Source organism: Candidatus Methylobacter oryzae, from assembly GCF_003994235.2.
GTDB lineage: Bacteria > Pseudomonadota > Gammaproteobacteria > Methylococcales > Methylomonadaceae > Methylobacter_A > Methylobacter_A oryzae.
In genome coordinates this window covers 24378-46191 of record NZ_RYFG02000020.1, presented here as the reverse complement: position 1 = coordinate 46191, position 21814 = coordinate 24378, and the positions used below count along the sequence as shown (strand labels likewise).

General features: G+C 51.1%; 19 protein-coding genes and 1 CRISPR repeat array. Of the genes, 10 read left to right on the top strand and 9 right to left on the bottom strand.

Translation table 11 applies throughout. The features are described from left to right. Window positions 1-51: 51 nt before the first annotated feature. Window positions 52-1011 carry a coiled-coil domain-containing protein gene (locus EKO24_RS03975; RefSeq protein ID WP_127029873.1) on the bottom strand — a complete coding sequence of 320 codons (960 nt, stop codon included), beginning with the start codon at window positions 1009-1011 and terminating at the stop codon, window positions 52-54. 302 nt (window positions 1012-1313) lie between these two features. Here EKO24_RS03975 and EKO24_RS03970 point away from each other — a divergent pair, with 302 nt between their 5' ends. The 4 genes from EKO24_RS03970 (at window position 1314) to EKO24_RS03955 (ending at window position 4209) form a co-directional block, all read left to right on the top strand. Next, window positions 1314-2780: a PQQ-dependent sugar dehydrogenase gene (locus EKO24_RS03970; RefSeq protein WP_127029872.1), complete on the top strand. Its 1467-nt coding sequence runs from the start codon at window positions 1314-1316 to the stop codon at window positions 2778-2780. A gap of 52 nt (window positions 2781-2832) precedes the next feature. Further along, window positions 2833-3216 carry a PIN domain-containing protein gene (locus tag EKO24_RS03965; protein WP_338323994.1) on the top strand — a complete coding sequence of 128 codons (384 nt, stop codon included), beginning with the start codon at window positions 2833-2835 and terminating at the stop codon, window positions 3214-3216. A 205-nt stretch (window positions 3217-3421) separates the two neighbouring features. Next, complete coding sequence (gene ppnP, locus EKO24_RS03960) at window positions 3422-3733, top strand: pyrimidine/purine nucleoside phosphorylase (RefSeq protein WP_127029870.1); 312 nt, start codon at window positions 3422-3424, stop codon at window positions 3731-3733. A gap of 2 nt (window positions 3734-3735) precedes the next feature. Beyond that, on the top strand, window positions 3736-4209 hold the full coding sequence (locus EKO24_RS03955) for a LabA-like NYN domain-containing protein (protein ID WP_127029869.1): 474 nt from the start codon (window positions 3736-3738) through the stop codon (window positions 4207-4209). 12 nt (window positions 4210-4221) lie between these two features. On the opposite strand, the gene EKO24_RS03950 is transcribed toward EKO24_RS03955, so the two are convergent. The 4 genes from EKO24_RS03950 to EKO24_RS03935 all read right to left on the bottom strand — a co-directional run bounded on the left by EKO24_RS03950 (window position 4222) and on the right by EKO24_RS03935 (window position 9898). Continuing rightward, window positions 4222-5499, bottom strand: coding sequence for a PepSY-associated TM helix domain-containing protein (locus EKO24_RS03950; protein ID WP_127029868.1), 1278 nt, complete (start codon window positions 5497-5499; stop codon window positions 4222-4224). Between the two features lie 108 nt (window positions 5500-5607). Then, window positions 5608-8106, bottom strand: coding sequence for a TonB-dependent siderophore receptor (locus EKO24_RS03945; RefSeq protein WP_127029867.1), 2499 nt, complete (start codon window positions 8104-8106; stop codon window positions 5608-5610). Window positions 8107-8327: 221 nt separating this feature from the next. Next, window positions 8328-9290 carry a FecR family protein gene (locus EKO24_RS03940; protein ID WP_127029866.1) on the bottom strand — a complete coding sequence of 321 codons (963 nt, stop codon included), beginning with the start codon at window positions 9288-9290 and terminating at the stop codon, window positions 8328-8330. Between the two features lie 71 nt (window positions 9291-9361). Beyond that, window positions 9362-9898: an RNA polymerase sigma factor gene (locus tag EKO24_RS03935; RefSeq protein ID WP_127029865.1), complete on the bottom strand. Its 537-nt coding sequence runs from the start codon at window positions 9896-9898 to the stop codon at window positions 9362-9364. Between the two features lie 367 nt (window positions 9899-10265). After that, a CRISPR array of direct repeats spans window positions 10266-12384; the repeat unit is 32 nt; unit sequence GTTTCAATCCACGCGCCTACGTGAGGCGCGAC. A gap of 5 nt (window positions 12385-12389) precedes the next feature. Here EKO24_RS03935 and EKO24_RS03930 point away from each other — a divergent pair. The 3 genes from EKO24_RS03930 (at window position 12390) to EKO24_RS03920 (ending at window position 15025) form a co-directional block, all read left to right on the top strand. Then, window positions 12390-12674 carry a hypothetical protein gene (locus tag EKO24_RS03930; RefSeq protein WP_143733170.1) on the top strand — a complete coding sequence of 95 codons (285 nt, stop codon included), beginning with the start codon at window positions 12390-12392 and terminating at the stop codon, window positions 12672-12674. Between the two features lie 77 nt (window positions 12675-12751). Continuing rightward, window positions 12752-13288 carry a YaeQ family protein gene (locus tag EKO24_RS03925; RefSeq protein WP_127029863.1) on the top strand — a complete coding sequence of 179 codons (537 nt, stop codon included), beginning with the start codon at window positions 12752-12754 and terminating at the stop codon, window positions 13286-13288. A gap of 150 nt (window positions 13289-13438) precedes the next feature. Beyond that, entirely contained in the window at window positions 13439-15025 is a 1587-nt protein-coding gene (locus tag EKO24_RS03920; RefSeq protein WP_143733169.1) for an ABC-F family ATPase, read from the top strand. 94 nt (window positions 15026-15119) lie between these two features. On the opposite strand, the gene EKO24_RS03915 is transcribed toward EKO24_RS03920, so the two are convergent. The 3 genes from EKO24_RS03915 to EKO24_RS03905 all read right to left on the bottom strand — a co-directional run bounded on the left by EKO24_RS03915 (window position 15120) and on the right by EKO24_RS03905 (window position 18518). After that, the gene (locus EKO24_RS03915) at window positions 15120-15803 is read right to left on the bottom strand and encodes a metallophosphoesterase family protein (protein ID WP_127029861.1); all 684 of its coding nucleotides are present in this window, start codon (window positions 15801-15803) and stop codon (window positions 15120-15122) included. 160 nt (window positions 15804-15963) lie between these two features. Then, window positions 15964-18111 carry an FAD-dependent oxidoreductase gene (locus tag EKO24_RS03910; protein ID WP_127029860.1) on the bottom strand — a complete coding sequence of 716 codons (2148 nt, stop codon included), beginning with the start codon at window positions 18109-18111 and terminating at the stop codon, window positions 15964-15966. A 140-nt stretch (window positions 18112-18251) separates the two neighbouring features. Continuing rightward, window positions 18252-18518 carry a hypothetical protein gene (locus tag EKO24_RS03905; protein ID WP_127029859.1) on the bottom strand — a complete coding sequence of 89 codons (267 nt, stop codon included), beginning with the start codon at window positions 18516-18518 and terminating at the stop codon, window positions 18252-18254. Between the two features lie 253 nt (window positions 18519-18771). Here EKO24_RS03905 and EKO24_RS03900 point away from each other — a divergent pair, with 253 nt between their 5' ends. From EKO24_RS03900 to EKO24_RS03890, 3 genes are all read left to right on the top strand, one after another. Next, window positions 18772-19281 carry a SixA phosphatase family protein gene (locus EKO24_RS03900; protein ID WP_127029858.1) on the top strand — a complete coding sequence of 170 codons (510 nt, stop codon included), beginning with the start codon at window positions 18772-18774 and terminating at the stop codon, window positions 19279-19281. Between the two features lie 10 nt (window positions 19282-19291). Further along, entirely contained in the window at window positions 19292-20245 is a 954-nt protein-coding gene (gene corA, locus EKO24_RS03895) for a magnesium/cobalt transporter CorA (protein ID WP_127029857.1), read from the top strand. A 185-nt stretch (window positions 20246-20430) separates the two neighbouring features. Then, on the top strand, window positions 20431-21480 hold the full coding sequence (locus EKO24_RS03890; protein WP_127029856.1) for a GGDEF domain-containing protein: 1050 nt from the start codon (window positions 20431-20433) through the stop codon (window positions 21478-21480). A gap of 111 nt (window positions 21481-21591) precedes the next feature. Here the strand turns inward: EKO24_RS03890 and EKO24_RS22780 are convergent. Then, the coding region (locus tag EKO24_RS22780; protein ID WP_206667203.1) for a hypothetical protein at window positions 21592-21814 on the bottom strand (223 nt) is incomplete at its 5' end.

The window sequence follows — 21814 nt, the reverse complement described above, 5'->3', positions numbered from 1 at the left end:
TCAATTGCGAATGATGCGCTTCGCTTTGTTTAGCACATCCTTACGCGCTTGTTACCACTTAACCGCAGCAAAAGCTCGCGACAATACAGCCCTGGCCTCGAACATTGATTTTTTCGTATCTTCGACGGCGCTGCTCGCTTCGGCTTTAGCTTGTTCGGCATTGCGGGAATGATCCAGGATGAGGGCAACGGCCTCTTGGGCCTGCTCGTGCAATTTTCGCGCATCATCGCGCAGCCTCTGCGCATCGTCGCGAGCCTGTTCAGCCAAGCGCTGGGCGTTTTGAGTTTCCGAGAGCGATTGTTGCAGTTGCGATAATACAAATTCGGCCTGAGCACGAATACCCTGTATCCTATCTATTTCCGTCTGTGCATCGCTGCGCCGTTGCACAATTTCTTGAGTAAGACCGGCCGATTGCTCATTAAACTGGGCTGCTTGGGCGGCATGCTCCTGAGATTGGCTCACAGTCTGGCCGATCAAATAGGCGGATGATTGAGCGTCGCTGGCAAATCGAGCGGCCTGTTGTGCTTCATCCTCCGCCTTAATAGCTGCCTGGGCTGCCGTTTGGGCGCTTCCGCTTGCATCCTGAGCTAAGTTACCGGCATTTTCAGCTTGTAGTTGGGCCTGCTGGGCACAATCTTGGGCTGTCTGAGCAGAAGCCTGGCTTTCAGTCGCCGCATGCGCGGCTGTTTCGGCGTAGTTGCGGGCTTGTTGCGCCTCATCCTCCGCCTTGCCGGCCGCTTGTGCCGCCGTTTGGGCGCTATCGTAAGCATTCTGAGCCGAGTTACCGGCATTTTCAGCGTGCATTTCAGTATGACGGAGAACTAATGCGGCTTGATGAGCATGTTGGTCAGCTTGAACGGCACGTTCGGATGCCTCTTGCGCCTGTCGTTCAGCGGCTCGTTGAGATTGTTCGGCAGATAGATAGAAATCTTCACAACGATTTGCCGCCTGTCTGGCGCGTTCGGCTTCTTGGTTAGCAATTTCGGATGCTTCGGAAATATATTCGGACATGAGCGATACCTTCTTCATTAGTGTGAGCAATTTATTATTATGGTGTAAAGCCGCCTGGATTCTAGCAGCAAAAGTAATACCTGAACAGTTGAGCAGTTGGGTAGCGCGTCCGGCCGTCTTTCCGCCCCAATCTCGCAGGAACCATCAAAAGCCGACAATATAAGTATTCGCACCAATCCCAAGACGCGAAATTAGCGCTTAAGCTATCCTCCGTTTTTACATCACAAAATTCCTGACTTGCCCGACAAGCGGACTCTGAAAGCGGCAAACATTCGCAGCCGTTTTACATTCTAGGAGATCCTATGGTGACTTTTTCGATTAGATGCACGCGCCATATATGGCTGGGCTCTGTTGCTCTTCTCGGGGCGCTGCTAACAGCGCTGCCAGCATCCGCCAGTGTGACGCTGGCTCAGGTTGCCTCCGGCATCAGCAATCCGACCGATATCCAGAACGCGCGTGACGGCTCCGGCCGATTATTCTTCGTCCAGCAGAGCGGCCGGATCATGGCATGGAAGAACGATGCCGAACCGCCGGCTGCGTTCCTGGATATTTCAAACCTGGTCCTGACCGGCGTCGAGCAAGGCTTGTTGGGCCTTGCGTTTCATCCGGATTATCGCAACAACGGCTTCTTTTACGTGAACTATACGCGCAGCCCCGACGGCGCAACGGTGGTGGCGCGCTATTCGCGTAGCGCGAACAACCCCGACGCCGCCGATCCGCAAAGCGCGGCGGTATTGTTAACGATCCCGCAACCCTACGCCAACCACAATGGCGGCGCGGTGCGCTTCGGCCCCGACGGTTATCTGTATATCGGGATGGGCGATGGCGGCTCGGGTAACGATCCGCAAAATCATGCCCAAGACCTCACCAGCCTGCTGGGCAAAATGCTTCGCATCGACGTAAATACCACGACCGGCACTCTCCCCTACGGCATTCCGTCCGACAACCCGTTTGTCGGATCGGCACAGCCCGGCGTGCGCGCCGAAATTTGGGCCTACGGACTGCGCAATCCTTGGCGGTTCAGCTTCGATAGTTTGACGGGCGATCTGTTCATCGGCGACGTGGGCCAGGACGCGCGCGAAGAGATTGATTTCGTCCGCGCCGGCAGTGCCGGCGGAATGAACTTCGGCTGGCGGATAATGGAGGGTACGCAGTGTACGAATCTTCCCGGCGATTTGCCGTGCCACGATCCTCGTTTCACATCGCCTATTGTCGACTACGATCATGGCCAGGGTTGTTCTGTAACCGGCGGTTACTTGTACCGGGGCCGAGCGGTGCCCGAGTTGATACCCGCGAACTCGCCCGGAGAGAACCCGCTGTTCAAAGGCGTCTATGTTTACGGGGACTTATGCAGCGGTACGATCTGGGGTATTAGCGCACCCGCAAACGGGGGCGTCTCGAACTCGGTATTGCTAGCCTCGGACCTGTATATCACCACTTTCGGTGAAGACGAAAACGGCGAAATCTATGTCGCCGACGCGGCTGCTTCGAAGATATACAGGCTAACCAGCTCAGCGTCTGATTTCATTTCAAAGTCCGATTGCTTGTTCAACTGGGCGGAAAAAACCTACCTCAGACTGTTCGGTCCTGTGAGCTCGACATCGCGCACTCTAGCGCCGTACTATTATCGGTATTATCCGCAAACAAACGCCTATCTGGGTACGTCCTCTGCCGACAATCACGTCTATTACCTCAGCCCATTGTCCAACAATTTGATCCTTAACATAGGCGCTTTGTCGCCTTGGTTATCGGCGGCGGGTTGCCGATAACGTTTGCCAAGCGAGCTATGGCGGGCTGTAAGCCCGAGTAGGTTGCCTTGGCATCCACATATGGTTACCCGACACTAACGTTTGGGTGCGCTATTTGAATCCCCAAGCCTTCCAGGTAAAAGCTCATTTTTTAAAGCATCCAGCCGGCACAATATGCCTATGCGATGTTGGGAAAGCGGAACTATATTTTGGCGCGTTTAAGAGTACGCGCCGCGAAGAAAACTTGGCATTACTTGATGAATTGAGCAACAGTTCTTTATCGCTCCCGTTTGACGGAAGTGCAGCCCGCCGCTTCGGTCAAATCCGCACAAAGCTTGCCAAAGCCGGTACGCCAATTGGCCCTTATGACTTACAGATTGCAGCTATTGCTTTACGTCATGGCGCAAGGGAATTTTCAAGAGTGGCGAACTTAAACCTTGGCGACTGGAAAACATAAAAACAGGATTTGCTACCGAAACTAAATGACTTAGTTAACGACGGTTTGTCTTGCTCGTGCTTACGCAAACACAGCAAAACCGGTGACACTTTGCAACGTTGCCGGCAAAGAGCACCATCATCCGCGTTCTATTACAACTCGCCAAATCGGCACAATCTGGTATCATGGCCGCCCTTTTTATCCACTCTTTCATAAAGGACAATCCATGTCAGAATTCAACAACGTCACCATCGTCAAAAAAGCCAACGTCTATTTCGGCGGCAACGTCAGCAGCCGGACTATCAGATTCGCGGACGGTTCAAGCAAAACCCTGGGCTTCATGCTGCCCGGCGAATACACGTTCAATACCGCCGATCCTGAATTAATGGAAATCCTCGACGGCGAGCTGGACGTATTATTGCCCGGCGCGGAATGGCAAAGCGTCAAAGGCGGCGAATCGTTTAATGTGCCTGCCAACTCGGCATTCACGATGAAAGTTAAAACCCCTAGCGATTACTGCTGCTCGTTCCTGAAATAAGCATGGAAAAAGTCGCCATCTTTGTCGATGTGCAAAATATCTATTACACCACCAAGCAAAGTTATCACCGGCATTTTAACTACAGCGCATTCTGGGCGCAGGCGACTGCGGGCCGCGAGGTAGTTGCCGCATTTGCTTATGCAATCGATAAAGGCGACAGCAAACAACAGGGATTTCAGCAAGTCCTTCGCAATATCGGTTTTACAATCAAACTGAAGCCTTACATCCAGCGTAGCGACGGTTCCGCAAAAGGCGATTGGGATGTCGGCATCACGCTGGATGTGATCGACACTGCGGCCAAAGCCGACGTGATTATTTTGCTGTCCGGCGATGGCGACTTTGATCTGCTGTTGGATAAAGTCCGGAACGCTTACGGCGTAACGACAGAAGTGTACGGCGTACCGGCGCTGACCTCTCCTTCGCTGATTAAATCGGCCAGCCGTTTTATAGCCATAGATGACAAGCTGCTGCTGTGACGGCTTGAGGCGTTAGCGTTGCTTTTGGAGCTCGACGATCCTTTTTAACTTTTTCGCCTTGCGCTTTTGCTGCCAGCGGACCAAGCCGGTCACATACAAAAGCGGACAAGCCAGGCCGGAGAGAAAGACCAGCATCCGGCCAGTCCAACCGAAAGCATGGCCGTTGTGCAACGGCCATTGCCAATCCGTGAAAATATCGCCGGCGTTGCCCGTTCCCCTGTCGAAAACATTGATGATTTCGCCGCTGTATTGGTCGACGGCAATGTCGCGATAGCCGATAAAGCGGCTTAATTCGATGACGTCGTGTTTCATTACCGTGTAAACGTCCTCCCGGTTTTTCGGCCCATTGAGCATCCATAGCTTGCCGGCGGGATAGTGTTTCTGCACTATTGCTTCCACTTCCGCGATAGTGACCGGCTGCCGGCCCTCTTGCGGTTTGCTATGGATTCCTGCCGGCACGGCGCTGTAAGCATGGGGGCGGCTGACCGGCGAGAACAGCTTGATCAATACGTTCACTCGTTCGGGCAACACCATGTAAACCCCGGAAAACAACACCGGCAACAATACGATGGCCGAATAAAAACCGAATGTTTTATGCAGGTCGAAATTAAAACGCACGGCGCTGCCATTGCGCTTAAAGGTTAACGCCTGTTTGAATTTACCGGTCAGCGGCCACCAGACAATCAGGCCGGTCAACAGCGAAATAATCGATAACGCCGCCATAACGCAATTAAGAGTACCGCCGACTTGTTTGCCCAACAACAAGCACCAGTGCAGTTGCATGATGAAACTGACCAGAGGCCGCCCCCAGTAGCGGTCTTTCGGATGCCAAAGCTGAATGCCTTGAACCTGAGCTTTGTATGGATCGACGAAAATGTAATAGCCGTCGCCGTTGTTAGCCAGGCTTTCGTCCCTGACATAATACAGCAGCTTATAGGCGACATCGGGCTTGCGTGGGTAGTAGACTTTGAAAAAACGGCTGCCTCGCGGCTTGGCCGATTCCGCAGCCGCTACGATGTCGTCCAAGCCGCGCACTTGTTGCCGATTTTCGGGCGGTGCGGAAACAACAGCCAATTCCGGGTTCAAGACTTCCTGCATTTCTTGATAAAACACCAGAATGCAGCCGGTCAGGCCAACCACGGCCAATATCGCGCCGACGATCAAGCCGAGATAAAGGTGAACATCCAGCCACAGTTTACGTCGCGCTTTGAGTTTAGCCAGATGAATATCCGCTTTCGATATTGTCACAGAGCTAAGCGCAGAAAAATCTTTAATAAATGGTTGTCGCATGATTTATTTCTTTAAGGTAGTGACTAAACAACTAACAATGCAGTCATGCACGCCAATGCCGAGAGAAATCCTCCCGGCATTGGCGCAAAACAAACTTAGCGATACCGGTTAAAACTCGACTTTCACCGATCCCATCAGCGTCCTTGGCGTCCCCCAGGTAGTCCGGGTTTGCAGGGTCGGGGAATTGGATTGGATAAAACCGTCGTGGATATACTCCTTATCCAGCAGGTTGGTGACGTTCAACTGGAGGGTTACCTTGGATTTAGCGACGTTCCGCGTATAGCTCCCCAGCAGGTTAACAATGCCGTAGCCGGCAAAATCGAACTGCTGCCGGTCGAAAGTGGCTTTTCTTGAACTATACAAATCCACGCCGGCGCCCACCTTGAAGCCGCGCAAATAATCTTGTTGAAAATCGTAGGTCATCCATAAAGTGGAGGTATGTTTAGGAACACCCCGAAGCGGACTGCCGACGGGTATGTTATTGGGATTATTTTCCTTGAGTACCTCGGTTTCGGTATAGGCATAGGTGGCAATAGTGTTCCATCCCGGCAAAATTTCGCCTTTGATGTCCGCTTCTACGCCGCGGCTTTGCGCCTCGCCGGTTGCAATACTGAAGGTCGGATTAACAGGGTCAAGCGTAGGAATGTTTTGCTTGGTCAAGTTGAAGTAAGCAATGGTGGTGCTTAAACGGTCATCGAAGAATGCGGTTTTAAATCCGCCTTCCCATTGTTGCGCGGTTTGCGGCGGTAAAAAGGTACCGCCTTGTCCCTGGCCGTTGGTGGCGCCGAAATTTTCCACATAGTTACCGTAAAGACTCAACCAATGCATCGGCTGCCAAAGCACGCCTACCTGCGGCGTTACCGCATCGGCTTTTTGTCCGATCCGCTTGGTAAGCACATTGTATTGCTCGACGTTCTGGTAACGAAAGCCGCCCATCACATGGACGTTATAAGGCAACTTGATTTGATCCTGTAGATAGATGCCGTACAAATCCGTGGTCGTGTGAAACGACTGGCTGGCCCGCGTCGTTGGATTAACAGGCGGAAGGCCTCTGTGGACAGGATTATAAATGTCAATGGTGCTGGCAACCGTGCTGCTGTAGCCGACGGAATTTTCGTCTTGAAGATAATAGTCGCCGCCGACCAACAACGTGTGTTTAAGCCCCCAGGTGTCGAAATGGCCGGTCAAATTGGTTGTGGTGAAATAACTGTCGTTGGTATAAAAGTCGCTGGTGAGCAATTGCCTGTTCAATGTGCGTTGATCGGCGTTCAAAAGTCCGGAGTTCATCGCTGTCCGGGTTCTATCCAATAGATTGATGCCGAGTTGCTCGGACAATACCCAGTCGTCACTAAATTTATGGTTCACATTAAAGCCGATAAACTCGTTATCGAGAGGGTTGTTATTGTCGGGCTCTATCAAATTCCGTTCGCGGGGAATTTTTGCCAGGCGCGGGTTGATCCAAGTGCCGTCCGCTGTTTTTCCGTCAATGATCAAAGCGCCCGCATAGGGATCGTAGCTATTATTTTCGTGGCGGTATTCCATCTCCAGCATTGCTTGTGTTTGCGGGCTGATATTCCATTGCAGGACCGGCGCGACAAACACTTTTTCGTAATTGTCAAACTCGCGAAACGAACCGCTGTTTTCATAGGAAACATTCATCCGGTACAGCAAGTCCTTATTGCCGGTCAAAGGCCCTGTCGCGTCGATACTGGTGCGATAGAAATCAAACGATCCGGCTTGCTGTTGCAACGAATAATAGGCAGTATCCAATGGCTTTTTAGTGACGACATTGACCATGCCTCCGGGTTCGACGCGTCCGTACAGCATCGCCGCAGGTCCTTTGAGCACTTCCAGGCTTTGCACGTTCGCCATCGCGCGCGTTCCGTCCGAACCGCCGTTAGTATCGATGCGCATGCCGTTGCGAAAATAGTTGTAGTTGAAAAAGCCGCGTATGGTGATTTGGTCGGAAATCCCGCCGGCGCCTTGACCGGTCGTGACGCCGCTGACTAATTTCACTGCCTGATCAAGCTTGGTGGATTGTTGGTCTTCAAGTACGGCCTTCGGAAGCACTTGAATATTCAGCGGCGTTTCCATGATCGGAGTGTCGGTTTTAGTGGCAAAGCTGGAATTGGTTGCAGCGTAATGCTTGTCATACGGATCATTTGGGTCGTATTTGGCTTTGCCGGTCACTGTCATCATTTTTAATATGGTCGTGTCGACCTTATTGAGTTGCTCCGGCACCTTCTCCAGCGTGACTGTATTGACTCCCGTTATTCGATAACTTAACCCGCTTCCGCTCAGTAGCCGCTGCAAAGCCTGTTCCGGCGTGTAGTTGCCGTTTACCGCGCTGGAGCGTGCATTTTTCGCCATCCCCGAAGGAAAGCCGACCTGCCAGTCGCTGATTGCGATAAAGGCGTTGAGCGCATCCGCCAAAGATTGGCCAGGAATATTAAAACTGAGTGTTGCATTTTGTGAATCTGCCGCATTATGCGCTGCTGTGCCGGAGGCCAGTACCGGCAACGGCAAACTGGATACAGGTAATACGAGGGCAATGGCAATAGTCAGTTTGCGCAATGTGTAAGGCACATGAGGGGGAACCTGGGGCATGAATACTCCTACTTAATAATGTCGTTAGTTAGCGCGTTGGCAACACCACGCACAACTAACGAGACGTATCAGCATGATTAACACACACTTGCGGGAGAATTTTTTCGTGCTGGTTAGTCCAGTAGTTTTTTCGAATGAGATTTTCTAAATAACGATTGAATTAAAAGTGCAGTATCCGTTGTTATATAACCGCTCTAACAATGCAGTAACGACAATGCATCTTAGCCTTTTAACACAGTCAAATACGATGACAGATTGATCACCCTCGCTCCGGTAATATCGGCCAAGGTGCGAACAATGGCAGCGGTATCCTCCAGTTTATAATTGCCGGTGACTCGGGTTTTGGCGAGCGCGGCATCGGTAATGACGATGGCGCCGGGATGATAGCGGTCCAGCTCGGCGATCACTTCCGCCAGCGGTTGATCCTGAAAAATCAACCGTCCGTTAAGCCAGGCGAAAGCTCGGCCGGCATCGATTTCGGTAACTGCGTCAACGCCCTGGCTGAAGATGCGGGTATGCTGTCCGGCCGTGAGTTGACGGCTGCCGCCTTGCCGCCCGGCACAGGCAACTATGCCGCTTTCGACGTCGACCTGGATGGCGTCACCGGTTTTGACGCTAAAACGGGTGCCGACCACCCGCACCGTGCCCTGCTCTGTCTCGACGATAAATGGCCGGGCTTTGTCAGGCTGTACTTCAAAGTAGACTTCCCCGCTGAGTATTTTTACGCCGCGCCGTTCGGCGCCGTAATTAAACGCCAGTGCCGTATCGGTATTCAACGTTGCCGCCGAGCCGTCGGCCAACATAATACGGCGCTGCTCCCCGGTGGCGGTCACCGCATCGGCTTGCCAGCGGTCGATCAAACCCGAGGCCAGCAACAACCAGCCGCTCGCCACTACCACACAGGCAGCGGCAGCCCAGCGTTGCCGAGGCAGTTTTCGCGATCTTTGCGGCAGCGGAATCTCTGCGCATTGGCTCAAGGCCGCATTCAGCGCAGGAGATTGCCAGAACTGAGCGATTTTGTCGTAAGCGGCTTGATGCGCCGGCGAGACGGCCAGCCAGGCGGCAAACTCGGCCCGGTCGCGTTGGCTGGCTTTACTGTCCTGTAAACGGGCAAACCAAGCCAGCGCTTGATCTTGCGTTTTGCTTAAGGAATGAGTCGGTTCCGGGTTGGCGTGTGAAGACATAAGGCATACAACTTAGATAATTTTGCGAAAATTCTATCATTATTAGGCGTACGTGAACGCAAATCCGTACTTTAAAACGCCGTTCCGCTCTGTGCGGCCATCAAGTGGGCAAGAGCAACATGCACGTTTTTTTCCACCGCACTGCGGGAAATGCCGTAATGCCGGGCGATGCGTTCGTACGTCCAGTGATGAAACTTATGCAGCACCAGAATTTGGCGGCGACGCTCAGATAAGCCGTTCAAGGCGTCAAGCATCAGCGCGACCTGCTGGCTGTTATCGGTTTGCTGTTCCGGAGTAGGCGCGGATGAAGGAATATATTCCAATAAATCGTCGGCATCCTCGCTGTGTTTTAACTGGCTATCGTCGCTACGCTGACGTATTTTTTCCTTGCGCAGATGATCCAGCGCCAGATTGCGGGCAATCTGGTAAAGAAACGGATGCGGATAACTTATTTCCTGGTTCTTTGAAGCATGCAGCATTTTTAAATAAGCCTCGTGCGCCAGATCTTCGGCCGTTTGCGGACAACCGACAATACGGTAGATAGTTCGAATTAATGATTGCCGATGATTTAAAAACAAGTCGTTGATATTGAGACTAAGGCTGGTCATAACGATAATTTTTCTAACAAATTGAAAATGCCTTTCCGGAAGATTCAAACAGTCAGCAATAACCAAGCCAATCGTTAGGGAATTGATATTGAATAGAGTTATTCGTTGGGGAGAGGTAGAGGAATGCGGCATATGCCTTACTGACCAGGTGAAATGACGCAAAAACGCCCCATATGCGCCGGACGGCTTTGTTAAAATCGCCAAGACTGTTTGCCAATAGTTTGTTCCGGCTTATTTAACCGGTTTTTCTTATTCGTCCTGCGCTTTTGCAACCAGCGGATTGCCGATGACGAACAGCAGCGGGGCCTGTCAGCCCGGTAGTGAGCACCAGTATCCGCTAACGGAAGCTATCCGCAGGGCAGTCTCCGGTTCAATCCACGCGCCTACGTGAGGCGCGACAGGGATAAAAACTCGCATGTGATCCTGATCGAAGTTTCAATCCACGCGCCTACGTGAGGCGCGACTGGCACTGTCGGGCAATTCATGTTACCGCAAATTGTTTCAATCCACGCGCCTACGTGAGGCGCGACCGATTGTTAAAGACGATGCAAAACGTAGAGCAGTTTCAATCCACGCGCCTACGTGAGGCGCGACTTAAAGAAATTCCAGTCTCAAGCTGAAATTAAGTTTCAATCCACGCGCCTACGTGAGGCGCGACGGTCTTGCTAATGTATCCAGAGGCTTAGCAACAGTTTCAATCCACGCGCCTACGTGAGGCGCGACCGTTGCCGATTATCCAGCGCCTGCCGATCTGGTTGTTTCAATCCACGCGCCTACGTGAGGCGCGACCCCTGGCTAGCTATGTGCTGGAAGACATCGGTGTTTCAATCCACGCGCCTACGTGAGGCGCGACGGGCATAAGCATAAAACAATAACTGCATGTGGGTTTCAATCCACGCGCCTACGTGAGGCGCGACGATCCGCATCCTTATCAACCGGTTGTTGATAAGTTTCAATCCACGCGCCTACGTGAGGCGCGACAATTGGATACGGCCAAGACGGCGTACGATGCTGTTTCAATCCACGCGCCTACGTGAGGCGCGACTCGTTGATGAGTTTGACGGCGCTGGACTTCCTGTTTCAATCCACGCGCCTACGTGAGGCGCGACTTTATATAAATCCCAGGCCTGAGCAAATTCCATCGTTTCAATCCACGCGCCTACGTGAGGCGCGACCTCGTTGATTTATATGGACAACGCATCGGGGGTGTTTCAATCCACGCGCCTACGTGAGGCGCGACTACCGGGGCGTTAGGCACATATTCTTGGTTTCATGTTTCAATCCACGCGCCTACGTGAGGCGCGACGCTGGTGATGCCGATCCATTACAGCATGGAAATGTTTCAATCCACGCGCCTACGTGAGGCGCGACTCCCTTTTTAGCATGGGACATCGCGACAATATGACGTTTCAATCCACGCGCCTACGTGAGGCGCGACTTTTTAGCATGGGACATCGCGACAATATGACCGTTTCAATCCACGCGCCTACGTGAGGCGCGACCTCTTCCTCCATAGGAGCTATATCTATCATTAGTTTCAATCCACGCGCCTACGTGAGGCGCGACTTCCACGGGGTATTGTTGTACTCGACTACGACTACGTTTCAATCCACGCGCCTACGTGAGGCGCGACTATAAGGACGACTATCTAGCACAAATGATTACGGTTTCAATCCACGCGCCTACGTGAGGCGCGACCGCTTTGGCCTACGTGCATGGCTCCGGCTGGTCGTTTCAATCCACGCGCCTACGTGAGGCGCGACAGGAGTTACAGCCTGCGCATAATATTGCCTATGAGTTTCAATCCACGCGCCTACGTGAGGCGCGACCTCCTGTTGGGTTGGAGGTAACGCTTTATTACGTGTTTCAATCCACGCGCCTACGTGAGGCGCGACCGAATACTTGGGCGCTTGTTGCTACAAATCAGTGGTTTCAATCCACGCGCCTACGTGAGGCGCGACGATTTCTTCGCGTTCGCGCTGCGCCATTTTGTTGTTTCAATCCACGCGCCTACGTGAGGCGCGACCAATAGTACCGACGAGGATGGCGCACACGCCACGTTTCAATCCACGCGCCTACGTGAGGCGCGACAGGTAATGAGTTACGCGTTGCTACACCTGTATGTTTCAATCCACGCGCCTACGTGAGGCGCGACTACTCGCTAAGCAAGCCACGCTAAGGTTAAACACCGTTTCAATCCACGCGCCTACGTGAGGCGCGACATCTACGTATATGTACGTATAATATGCACCTTAGGTTTCAATCCACGCGCCTACGTGAGGCGCGACTTGCCAAAGATTATACATGATGCTTCTAAGACTAAGTTTCAATCCACGCGCCTACGTGAGGCGCGACTAATGTGTTCATGATACGTTTCCTTATATAGATAGTTTCAATCCACGCGCCTACGTGAGGCGCGACTATTAATAACGGATGGTCTGACGTTGAGGCCTCGTTTCAATCCACGCGCCTACGTGAGGCGCGACGGCGTATGCTTAACCGGCTGAATTTAACGGCTGAAAAACCGAATATTTGCGAACCGGTCAAAACATCCGCCAAACGCATTTTAGCTCATTTTCTACCAATCGAAAAACACATACTAATCAATACATTACCAAAAACGCGAAACATCGGGTTTTTATGGGCGCTCCAAGTTCGCATTTCAGCAATAGACCGTTTAAATTCAATTGGCACTGCCCTAATCAGCTCAGTGCTCTCAATTCAACATGACAAAACAGCATCGGCAAATGTCAAAAAAATACATGCTTTCCAATAAATAAAAGCCGAACGTCGCCTGAATAGGCGCAAATCTGTTAGAATAAGCGTTTATTTTCAGAATCCTAAAAACGCTCAATGGCGCTTAAGTCAACCATCTATAAAGCCGACTGCCAAATTTCAGATATGGACAGAGGCTATTACCAATCGCATAACCTGACCATTGCCCTGCATCCTTCGGAAACCGAAGAGCGCATGATGGCGCGTCTGTTGGCTTTTGTCATGAATGCTGACGAACAACTGCAATTCACTAAAGGCCTGAGTACCGACGACGAACCCGACCTCTGGCGGAAAAACCTGACCGACGACATCGAATTGTGGATCGATATGGGCATGCCCGATGAGAAACGCATCCGCAAAGCATCCAATCGAGCCGATAAAGTCATCGTCTACACTTACGGCGGCCGCAATAATGTCTGGTGGAACCAGATTCAACCGAAGCTGGAGCGCTTTAAAAACCTGAGCGTTATTAATTTGCCTAAGGAAGCGACCGATCAGCTCGCGCCGATGGTAAAGCGTACCATGCAATTACAAGTCACTATCCAGGACGGCCAGCTTTGGATCAGCGATGACCAGAACACGGCCAATATCGTGCCTGAGGTTTGGCTTAATTAAACTCAATAATACGAAATAATGGAACACGGATAAAAAATTTGTGTAAATCCGTCCGATCCGTGCCATCCGTCGACTGCATGGATGCAGGAGCAATTGCCGAGTTCTATTTTTCTAACAACTTTCTCTTCTCTTAATCTTCGGAACAAAAACTTGATCTCTACAGCTAACATTACCATGCAGTTCGGGGCTAAACCCCTGTTTGAAAACGTCTCGGTCAAATTCGGCGACGGCAACCGTTACGGCCTGATCGGCGCGAACGGCTGCGGCAAATCGACCTTCATGAAAATATTGAGCGGCGATTTGGAGCCGTCAGCCGGCAACGTCAGCATCAGCCCGAATGAACGCCTGGGTAATTTGCGCCAGGACCAGTTCGCTTATGAAGACCAGCGCGTATTGGACGTGGTATTGATGGGCCACGCGGAAATGTGGGCCGCGATGTCCGAGCGCGACGCTATCTACGCGAACATGGAAGCGACCGAGGACGATTATATGCGCGCGGCCGAGCTGGAATCTGTATTCGCCGAGTACGACGGCTACACCGCCGAAGCCAGGGCCGGCGAGCTGTTGCTGGGCGTGGGCATTCCGCTGGAACAGCATAACGGCCCGATGAGCGCAGTGGCGCCGGGCTGGAAGTTGCGGGTATTGCTGGCGCAAGCGCTATTTTCGAATCCCGACATCATGCTGCTCGACGAGCCGACCAACAACCTGGACATCAACACGATCCGCTGGCTTGAAGACACTCTGAACCAGCGCGATTGTACGATGATCATCATCTCGCACGACCGTCACTTCCTGAACAGCGTCTGCACGCACATGGCCGATATGGACTACGGCGAACTGCGCGTTTATCCGGGCAATTACGACGACTACATGATCGCGGTGACTGAAGTTCGCGAACGCCTGCTGGCCGGAAATGCGAAGAAAAAAGCCCAGATTGCCGAACTGCAAACTTTCGTCAGCCGCTTCTCGGCCAATGCGTCGAAGGCCAAGCAAGCCACGTCGCGCGCACGGCAGTTGGAGAAAATCAAACTGGACGAAGTCAAACCGTCAAGCCGGGTTAATCCGTTTATCCGTTTCGACCAAACCAAGAAGTTGCATCGCTTGGCGCTGGAAGTTGAAGGCTTGAGCAAAGGTTACGGCGAAGAGCCCTTATTCAAAAACCTGAACCTGATGGTTGCGGTCGGCGAGCGCGTTGCTGTGATCGGCCCTAACGGTATCGGTAAATCCACTTTGCTGCGTACGCTGGTCGACGATTTAAGCCCGGACACCGGCGTCGTTAAATGGTCGGAAAATTCGGAAGTCGGCTATTTTGCCCAGGATCATGCCGAGGATTTTGCCGAAAATATGACGCTGATCGAATGGATGGGGCAATGGCGCAAGGAAACCGACGACGACCAGACCATTCGCGGTACGCTGGGACGCTTGTTGTTCAGCGCCGATGAGATTAACAAATCCGTTAAGGTCATCTCCGGCGGCGAGCAAGGCCGCATGTTGTTCGGCAAACTGATCCTGCAAAAGAACAATATCATGGTGCTGGACGAACCGACCAACCATTTGGACATGGAATCGATTGAGTCGCTGAATACCGCGCTGGAAAACTATCCCGGCACGTTGATATTCGTCAGCCATGACCGTGAGTTTGTGTCGTCGCTGGCGACGCGGATTATCGAATTAACCCCGAACGGGATTGTCGATTTCAACGGTAATTATGAGGATTACTTAAGCAGTCAGGCTTAGAACGATCATCAAAAATCATCGCCGCGAAGACACGAACGGCTGTATCCATACAGCCGTTCGTGTCTTCGTGGTAAATACGATTTACCGGCGTTGATCAATCCTCATCCTTTAACGTATTACCCATCAAATCGGCAACCGCCCTGTTCGCCACGCCGAATACCTTGATATTGTTTTTAACAATGCCGGTGTAATTTTCATGCAGATGGCCATGAAAAATATGTTTGACGCCCATCGCAACGCCCAGCTCACCAATTACGTCGAAACCGTGGCGATGCCCCCCCGGCGCTTCGTGAGTCACCAGAATATCCGCTTTCAGCGCTTTCAATGCATGAAACTCGTCAGGCCAGATCGCGCCCTGATATTTTAATGACAGCGCGGCAGATTTTGCGCCGGCCGCTTGACCGTTCAGGAAATGCTGTTTATTCCTCCATCTGGGCGGCTGCGGCGGATACCAGACACGGCCGAGAAAAATCCCGCCTAGACCGGCAATTCTTAATCCCGCTATTTCCGTGACTTTCAGGTGCAGACTGTTTCCGGCCAGGGCCGAGTGAAACAGGTTTTTATACTTGACCGGAGTTTCAAAATCATGGTTCCCGGCAATCCACCAGATTTCAGTTAAACCGATAATTTCCTGCAAACAAATTTCCAACGGCATTTCCAGATCGTAATCGCCCAGCAACACCACGGCTTCGGGCCGGTATTTATGCACGGCCGCTATCAACGGCCTGAAATCTCCATGCGGATCGCCTGCGAACAGAATCTTGTTATTGGGGTTCAAATTGTTACTCCTGTTAACTGGAACCTGAACCTAATATTGAAAATAACAACGTTTCATTTTCCGTTGCTCGGCGCGGGTCTAAAATTGCCTCCGATTATAGACAAAAGTGGCCTTGATTAATATCAAGCTGTTGATGTTGAAAAAGCCGAGCGTATAAAGCTCATCCCCTACGCCATTCGTGATAACGAGCCACGCACCGCAATAAAGCTTTCGGCGCATGGTTGCGTTTCCAAACCCCGGCCGCGTACTTGTTGGCTTCGGACAAGGTTGGATAGATATGGATAGTGCCCAGCAATTTATTCAAACCGATATTGTGCTTCATCGCCAACACAAACTCGGCGATCAAATCGCCGGCCTGTTCGCCGACAATCGTCACGCCGAGAATCCTGTCACTGCCCGGTACAGTCAATACTTTAACGAAGCCGTGCGCCACGCCGTCGGCAATTGCGCGGTCCAGGTCGTCAAGATGATAAGTGCTGACTTCATAAGCAATCCCTGTTGCTTTCGCGTCTTGCTCGTTAACGCCGACCCGCGCAACTTCAGGATCGGTGAAAGTCGCCCAGGGAACCGCCGAATAGTCGGTACGAAATTTCACCAAACCGCCGAACAGCGCATTCACGGCCGCATACCACGCTTGATGAGCGGCAGTATGCGTAAACTGGAACGGGCCGGATACATCGCCGCAAGCAAAAATGTTCGGGTAGTTGGTTTGCTGAAACTCATTAGTTTCAATCGTGCGATTGGTTGAGATTTCAACGCCCAACTGTTCAAGCCCATAACCTTGAATATTCGCAGTCCGGCCGATGGCCAGCAAAACCTGGTCGAAAGAAATGCGCAGCTCCTTTCCTTCATGCTCGGCCAGCAGGATTTTTTGACCGTTCTCGACGATAAAACTTTTCGCGGTGTGGCCGACCAGCACATTAACGCCTTCCCGGCGAAACTTTGCCATCACCGCTTCGGAAGCTTCCGGATCTTCCTTGATCAATAAGCGGGGCGCCATTTCGACTTGCGTCACTTCGCTGCCAAAACGGGCAAAACATTGCGCCAATTCGCAACCGATAGGTCCGCCGCCCAATACCAGCAAACGTCCCGGCAGTTCGCGCAATGCCCAAATCGTGTCGGAAGTTAGATAAGCGCTATCGCCAATACCCGGAATCGGCGGAATCAGCGGACGCGAACCGGCGGCAACGACAATCGAACGCGTGGTAATAATACGCGTTGTTTCAGTTGTCGTTACCTGAACTTCCCAAGGCGAAATAATCTTCGCTTCGCCTTCAATAACGTCCACGCCAAGGTCTGTATAACGTTGCACGGAATCGTGCGGTTCGATGGTAAGGATGACGGACTGCACGCGCTTCATCACCTCGGCAAAATCCACTTCGGCGTCGGCTTTTGTAATGCCGAAATCCGCAGCCCGACGAATCTGGGCCAACAATCCGGCGGAACGGATTAAGGCTTTAGACGGAACGCAACCGCTGTTCAGGCAATCGCCGCCCATTTGATGCTTTTCAATCAACGTCACTTTGGCCTTGACGGCCGCCGCGATGTAAGCGGTAACCAAGCCGCCCGAACCTGCGCCGATCACCACGATATTGCTGTCAAAGCGCGACGGCTTTAGCCATTGGCGATAAACCTTGTTGGCCTTAATGGCTTCGACGATTTTATTGGCCAACAGCGGGAAAACGCCCAGCAAAATAAAAGACCCGACCAATCCGGGCGATAAAATGCCCGACAATGACTCCAGCTTGCCAAGCTGAGTTCCGGCATTCACATACACCACGGTACCGGCTAACATGCCGGCCTGACTGACCCAGTAGAAAGTTTGGGTTTTCAGGTTCGTTAAGCCCATCACCAGGTTGATCACAAAAAAAGGGAAAATCGGCACCAGTCTCAGCGTAAAAAGATACAGCGCGCCGTCTTTGTCGATGCCTTTATTAATCACGTTCAGGCGGTCGCCAAAACGGGCTTTAACCGCATCCCGGAACAAAAAACGCGCCACCAGAAAAGCCAGTGTTGCGCCAATTGTGGAAGCAAACGAAACAATCAATGTTCCCCACCCTAATCCGAACACGGCGCCGCCGGCCAGCGTCAAAATGGCAGCCCCCGGCAGCGATAAAGCGGTCGCGGCGATATAAATCGACGCATATATAGCCATTGCCGAAAACGGGTGGCTGCTGCGATAAGCTTCGATAGAGGCTTGCCGGGCTTTGAGTGCTTCCAGCGTTAAATAGCTTTGCAGATCGAAAATAAAAAACGCCGCGAACAACGTAACGATCACAGCCAACAGCGCCCAACGTGAAATATTCATAATATTCTCCTTGCCGCCAGCATATTAGCAGGAATTTCCGATGAACCTGTTTTTCTGTGCACCGATAGGCAAACGCCTCTCAGGCCAAGAGACCATAAAAGACTGTACGACTTTGTATTTTTCTATAGAGAATAAGAAAATTAATGAGCCAGGCGTTTGCTGATTCGATTGTAAGTTTCTTTAAGCTCTTCGCCGATTATTTTGGCATTGGCGATAAACTCTTCCGAGGTTTCTAACGGCTCCCCGGCTATTTCGGAGGCTTTGGCTTTTAACCGGCCCCACTCTTTTTCGGCATCTTCAAATTCTTGCCTAACTTCCATCGAAGCCAAATGTATTTTTAAATTGATTTCATCCCGTTCTGTTTGTAGCTTACCCAATAGATTTTCAAAATCTTCTTTTATCGACATGGCACACCTCATGGTATCGAACGCCCGTTAACAGTTGATATTGCCTAAGCGCTTGAAGAATAGAGAAGTCGACTCCATCAATCAATAAGTAGTATCACTACTCCGCCGATCTTCTAACGCTCCCAATGCCTTGCATTATCTAGGCTTCAGGTGATTTATGCGTTCGTTTTTAATGGGATTGTAAACATTAACTGTTATAGTATTACAGTATTTATGTGTCCGGGGATTAATCCTACATTTACAGAAATATTTTATGACTCACGAACTTTTATTATTACGACACGCCAAGTCAGATTGGTCGGTTGAAATGGATGATTTTTCCCGTCCTTTAAAAAAACGCGGACGCCGCGCGGCTAAACAAATCGGACGCTGGCTACGCGAACAAGATCTAATACCCGACGCCATACTCAGCTCGCCGGCAACGCGCGCCCTGGCAACGGCGCAACGGGTTTGCAAACAACTGGACATAGACAAGTCGGCGGTAATCTGCGATCCACGCATTTATGAAGCGGATGCGTCGACTTTACTTACCGTGCTGAGAACCACTTGCCGTGAACGGCGCGTGCTATTGGTCGGGCATAATCCCGGCCTGGAAAACTTATTGGAAAAATTGATCACCCATTCGATTCCGCTATCGATTAAAGGAAAATGCCTACCTACCGCTGCTTTAGCCCAACTGGTCTTTGAAGGAGACTGGACAACATTGGCCGAAGGCGGCGCCAAATTAATCACGCTGATTCGACCGGACAGCCTGCCTGAATAATTAAAAAAACATGTTACGACTATTCAATTTTGACAAGGGCCGACTCAAAGAACACACTCCGCCTGAAGATCAGATCAAACAAGCCGTTGCCAAAGCGTCCTGGATTGATGCGCATGATCCGAGCGATACTGAGCGCTCTTTATTACAAGCTTTTTTGCGTACCATACTACCCGAATCGGATGACGTGGAAGAGATCGAATCATCGGCGCGTTATTTTACCGATAAGACCGGCGTTCATGTACGCTCTTTGTTCCTTTCCCTCAGCGAAGGGCGGCACAGCACCGCAACCGTCGCCTTCATCCTGCAAAACGACCGCTTGATTACCCTTCGTGAAGGTGCGCTGGCCGACTTTCGCCTGCTGCGCATGCGCGCCCGGCATGGACATGTAGCCGCGCATTCCCCGCAGGAGTTACTGGTGCTGATATTCGAGCAAAAAGTGGAAAACCTGGCCGATGCATTGGAGGATATTCATCGCAAACTGGAAGATGTCAGTTATCTAGTGCTGGAAGAAATAGAATCGGATCTTGAAACGGCGATCGATCAACTGGCCAAACTGGAAGACAGCAACGGTAAGATCCGGCTATGCCTAATGGATACGCAACGTTCTATATCTTTTCTGCAGAGGCACTTGCGTAATCATCCCGAATTGCAGGAAACGGCCCGTGAAATCATGCGCGACGTGGATACATTGATGTCGCACACGACTTTCCTGTTCGATAAAATCAATTTCTTGATGGATTCGACGCAAGGTTTTATCAACATCACCCAAAACAAGATTATTAAAATCTTTTCCATTGCTGCCGTGGTATTCCTGCCCCCTACCCTGGTGGCCAGCATTTACGGCATGAATTTTCAGAACATGCCTGAACTCAACTTTAAGCTGGGCTATCCTGGCGCATTGTGCTTAATGCTGCTATCCGGGATTGCCCCCTACTGGTTCTTTAAACGAAAAGGCTGGTTGTAAGTCGTAGCGGTTAAAACGGCATGCCGCTTGGAGATGCCGTTTTAACCCAATTGAAATCCCTTAAATTAATAACATTCTCTTTCAGATCGGCAGCGCGGCCGTCTTCAGCTATTGTGTTAAGATAAAAAGATTGGTCTATCCTTTTATATTTCATTATCCAACACTATTAACCCGGAAAACTCCACATGCCCAAGGAACCGTTTTTTCGTCTTAACCAAGAACCTGAAGCGCTGAGCGGTTTTTCCCGTACTGTTGCGGAAATCCAGTGGCTGCTACTGGTCTTGATGATGTTTTACCTGGTTGTAGGACAAATCGAAGAGAACGTTAAAATCTTTTTGTTAGGCGGTCTCTGCGCTTTCGCCGGTTTTGTGATGGCATTTCATTACCTGAACTTTTTTTCCAAAGCCAACGTTTGGAAACTGGCTTTAGAAACCTGGGTCATGATCTTGTTGGTCACTTGGTTTGTCTGGCACACCGGCCGCCAAAACAGCCTGTTGCTGAACCTGTATTTTCTGCCCATCATCACCAGCGCCCTGGCTTTAGGCAGGTTAACGACATTATTGGAAGTTCTGCTGATCGGTGCTTGCTACCTATATTTAGGGAAAAGCGACGTACCTAAAGATCAAATCTTTTCCTTGGCCCAAAGCAGCGTTTTACTGGCTTGGTTATTTCCTATGTTGTTGGTCGGATACGTTACCACTATGCTATCCAGCGACATTTACCACGCTTTCAGCCGTATTAAGACCAGCGCGCAAACCGACGAACTAACCAGTCTCTACAACCGCCGTGCCTTTATGGATTTGTTGGAAAAACAATTGCACCAAACCAAACGTGGCGGACATACGTTCAGCGTGTTACTGGGCGATTGCGACAACTTAAAAATCGTCAACGATCAATACGGACATGAAGCGGGCAATTTGTTATTACAATCGATCGCCGACAACTTCCGCCACTGCTTGAGAGGCTGCGATTCCGCTGCCCGCTATGGCGGCGATGAATTTACGATATTGCTGCCGAACACCACTGCCGAAGAGGCCGGACTGGTAACGAAGCGCATCAAAGAAACATTAACCGCCGGCAGTTTCAATTATCGCGGCAACGTAATCACGACCAACATCAGTATAGGCATCGCAAGTTATCCGCAACACGGCGAAACAGCGGAAGCATTGCTACGACATGCCGATCAAGCCATGTATGCGAATAAGCGGGAAAGTAAAAACCTGATCAATGGATAACTTTAACTCGCCCGAACTCGCCCGGAATAATTCCTTAACCAATAGCTCACTACAACCAAGCCTAAAACGGTTATAAGTCACTATATTGAGATTATTTAGCGTGGGCTTATTCTATAAATGATTAAAAACAACACTCTGAGCCGGCTGCGTTAAGATTTGACGACATGAACGGCAAAATAGAGAACGACGCCCCATTGAGATGACTGCTGTTAAAGCTGAGTTGAGCGGTTCGTCTGCACAAACGAAACTTATGCCTTTGGATATAAGAATATCTTCGGCATTGCCTGATGCAGGAACAAAACCGGCAGGCATAAAAAAAGGGTTATCAATCCGA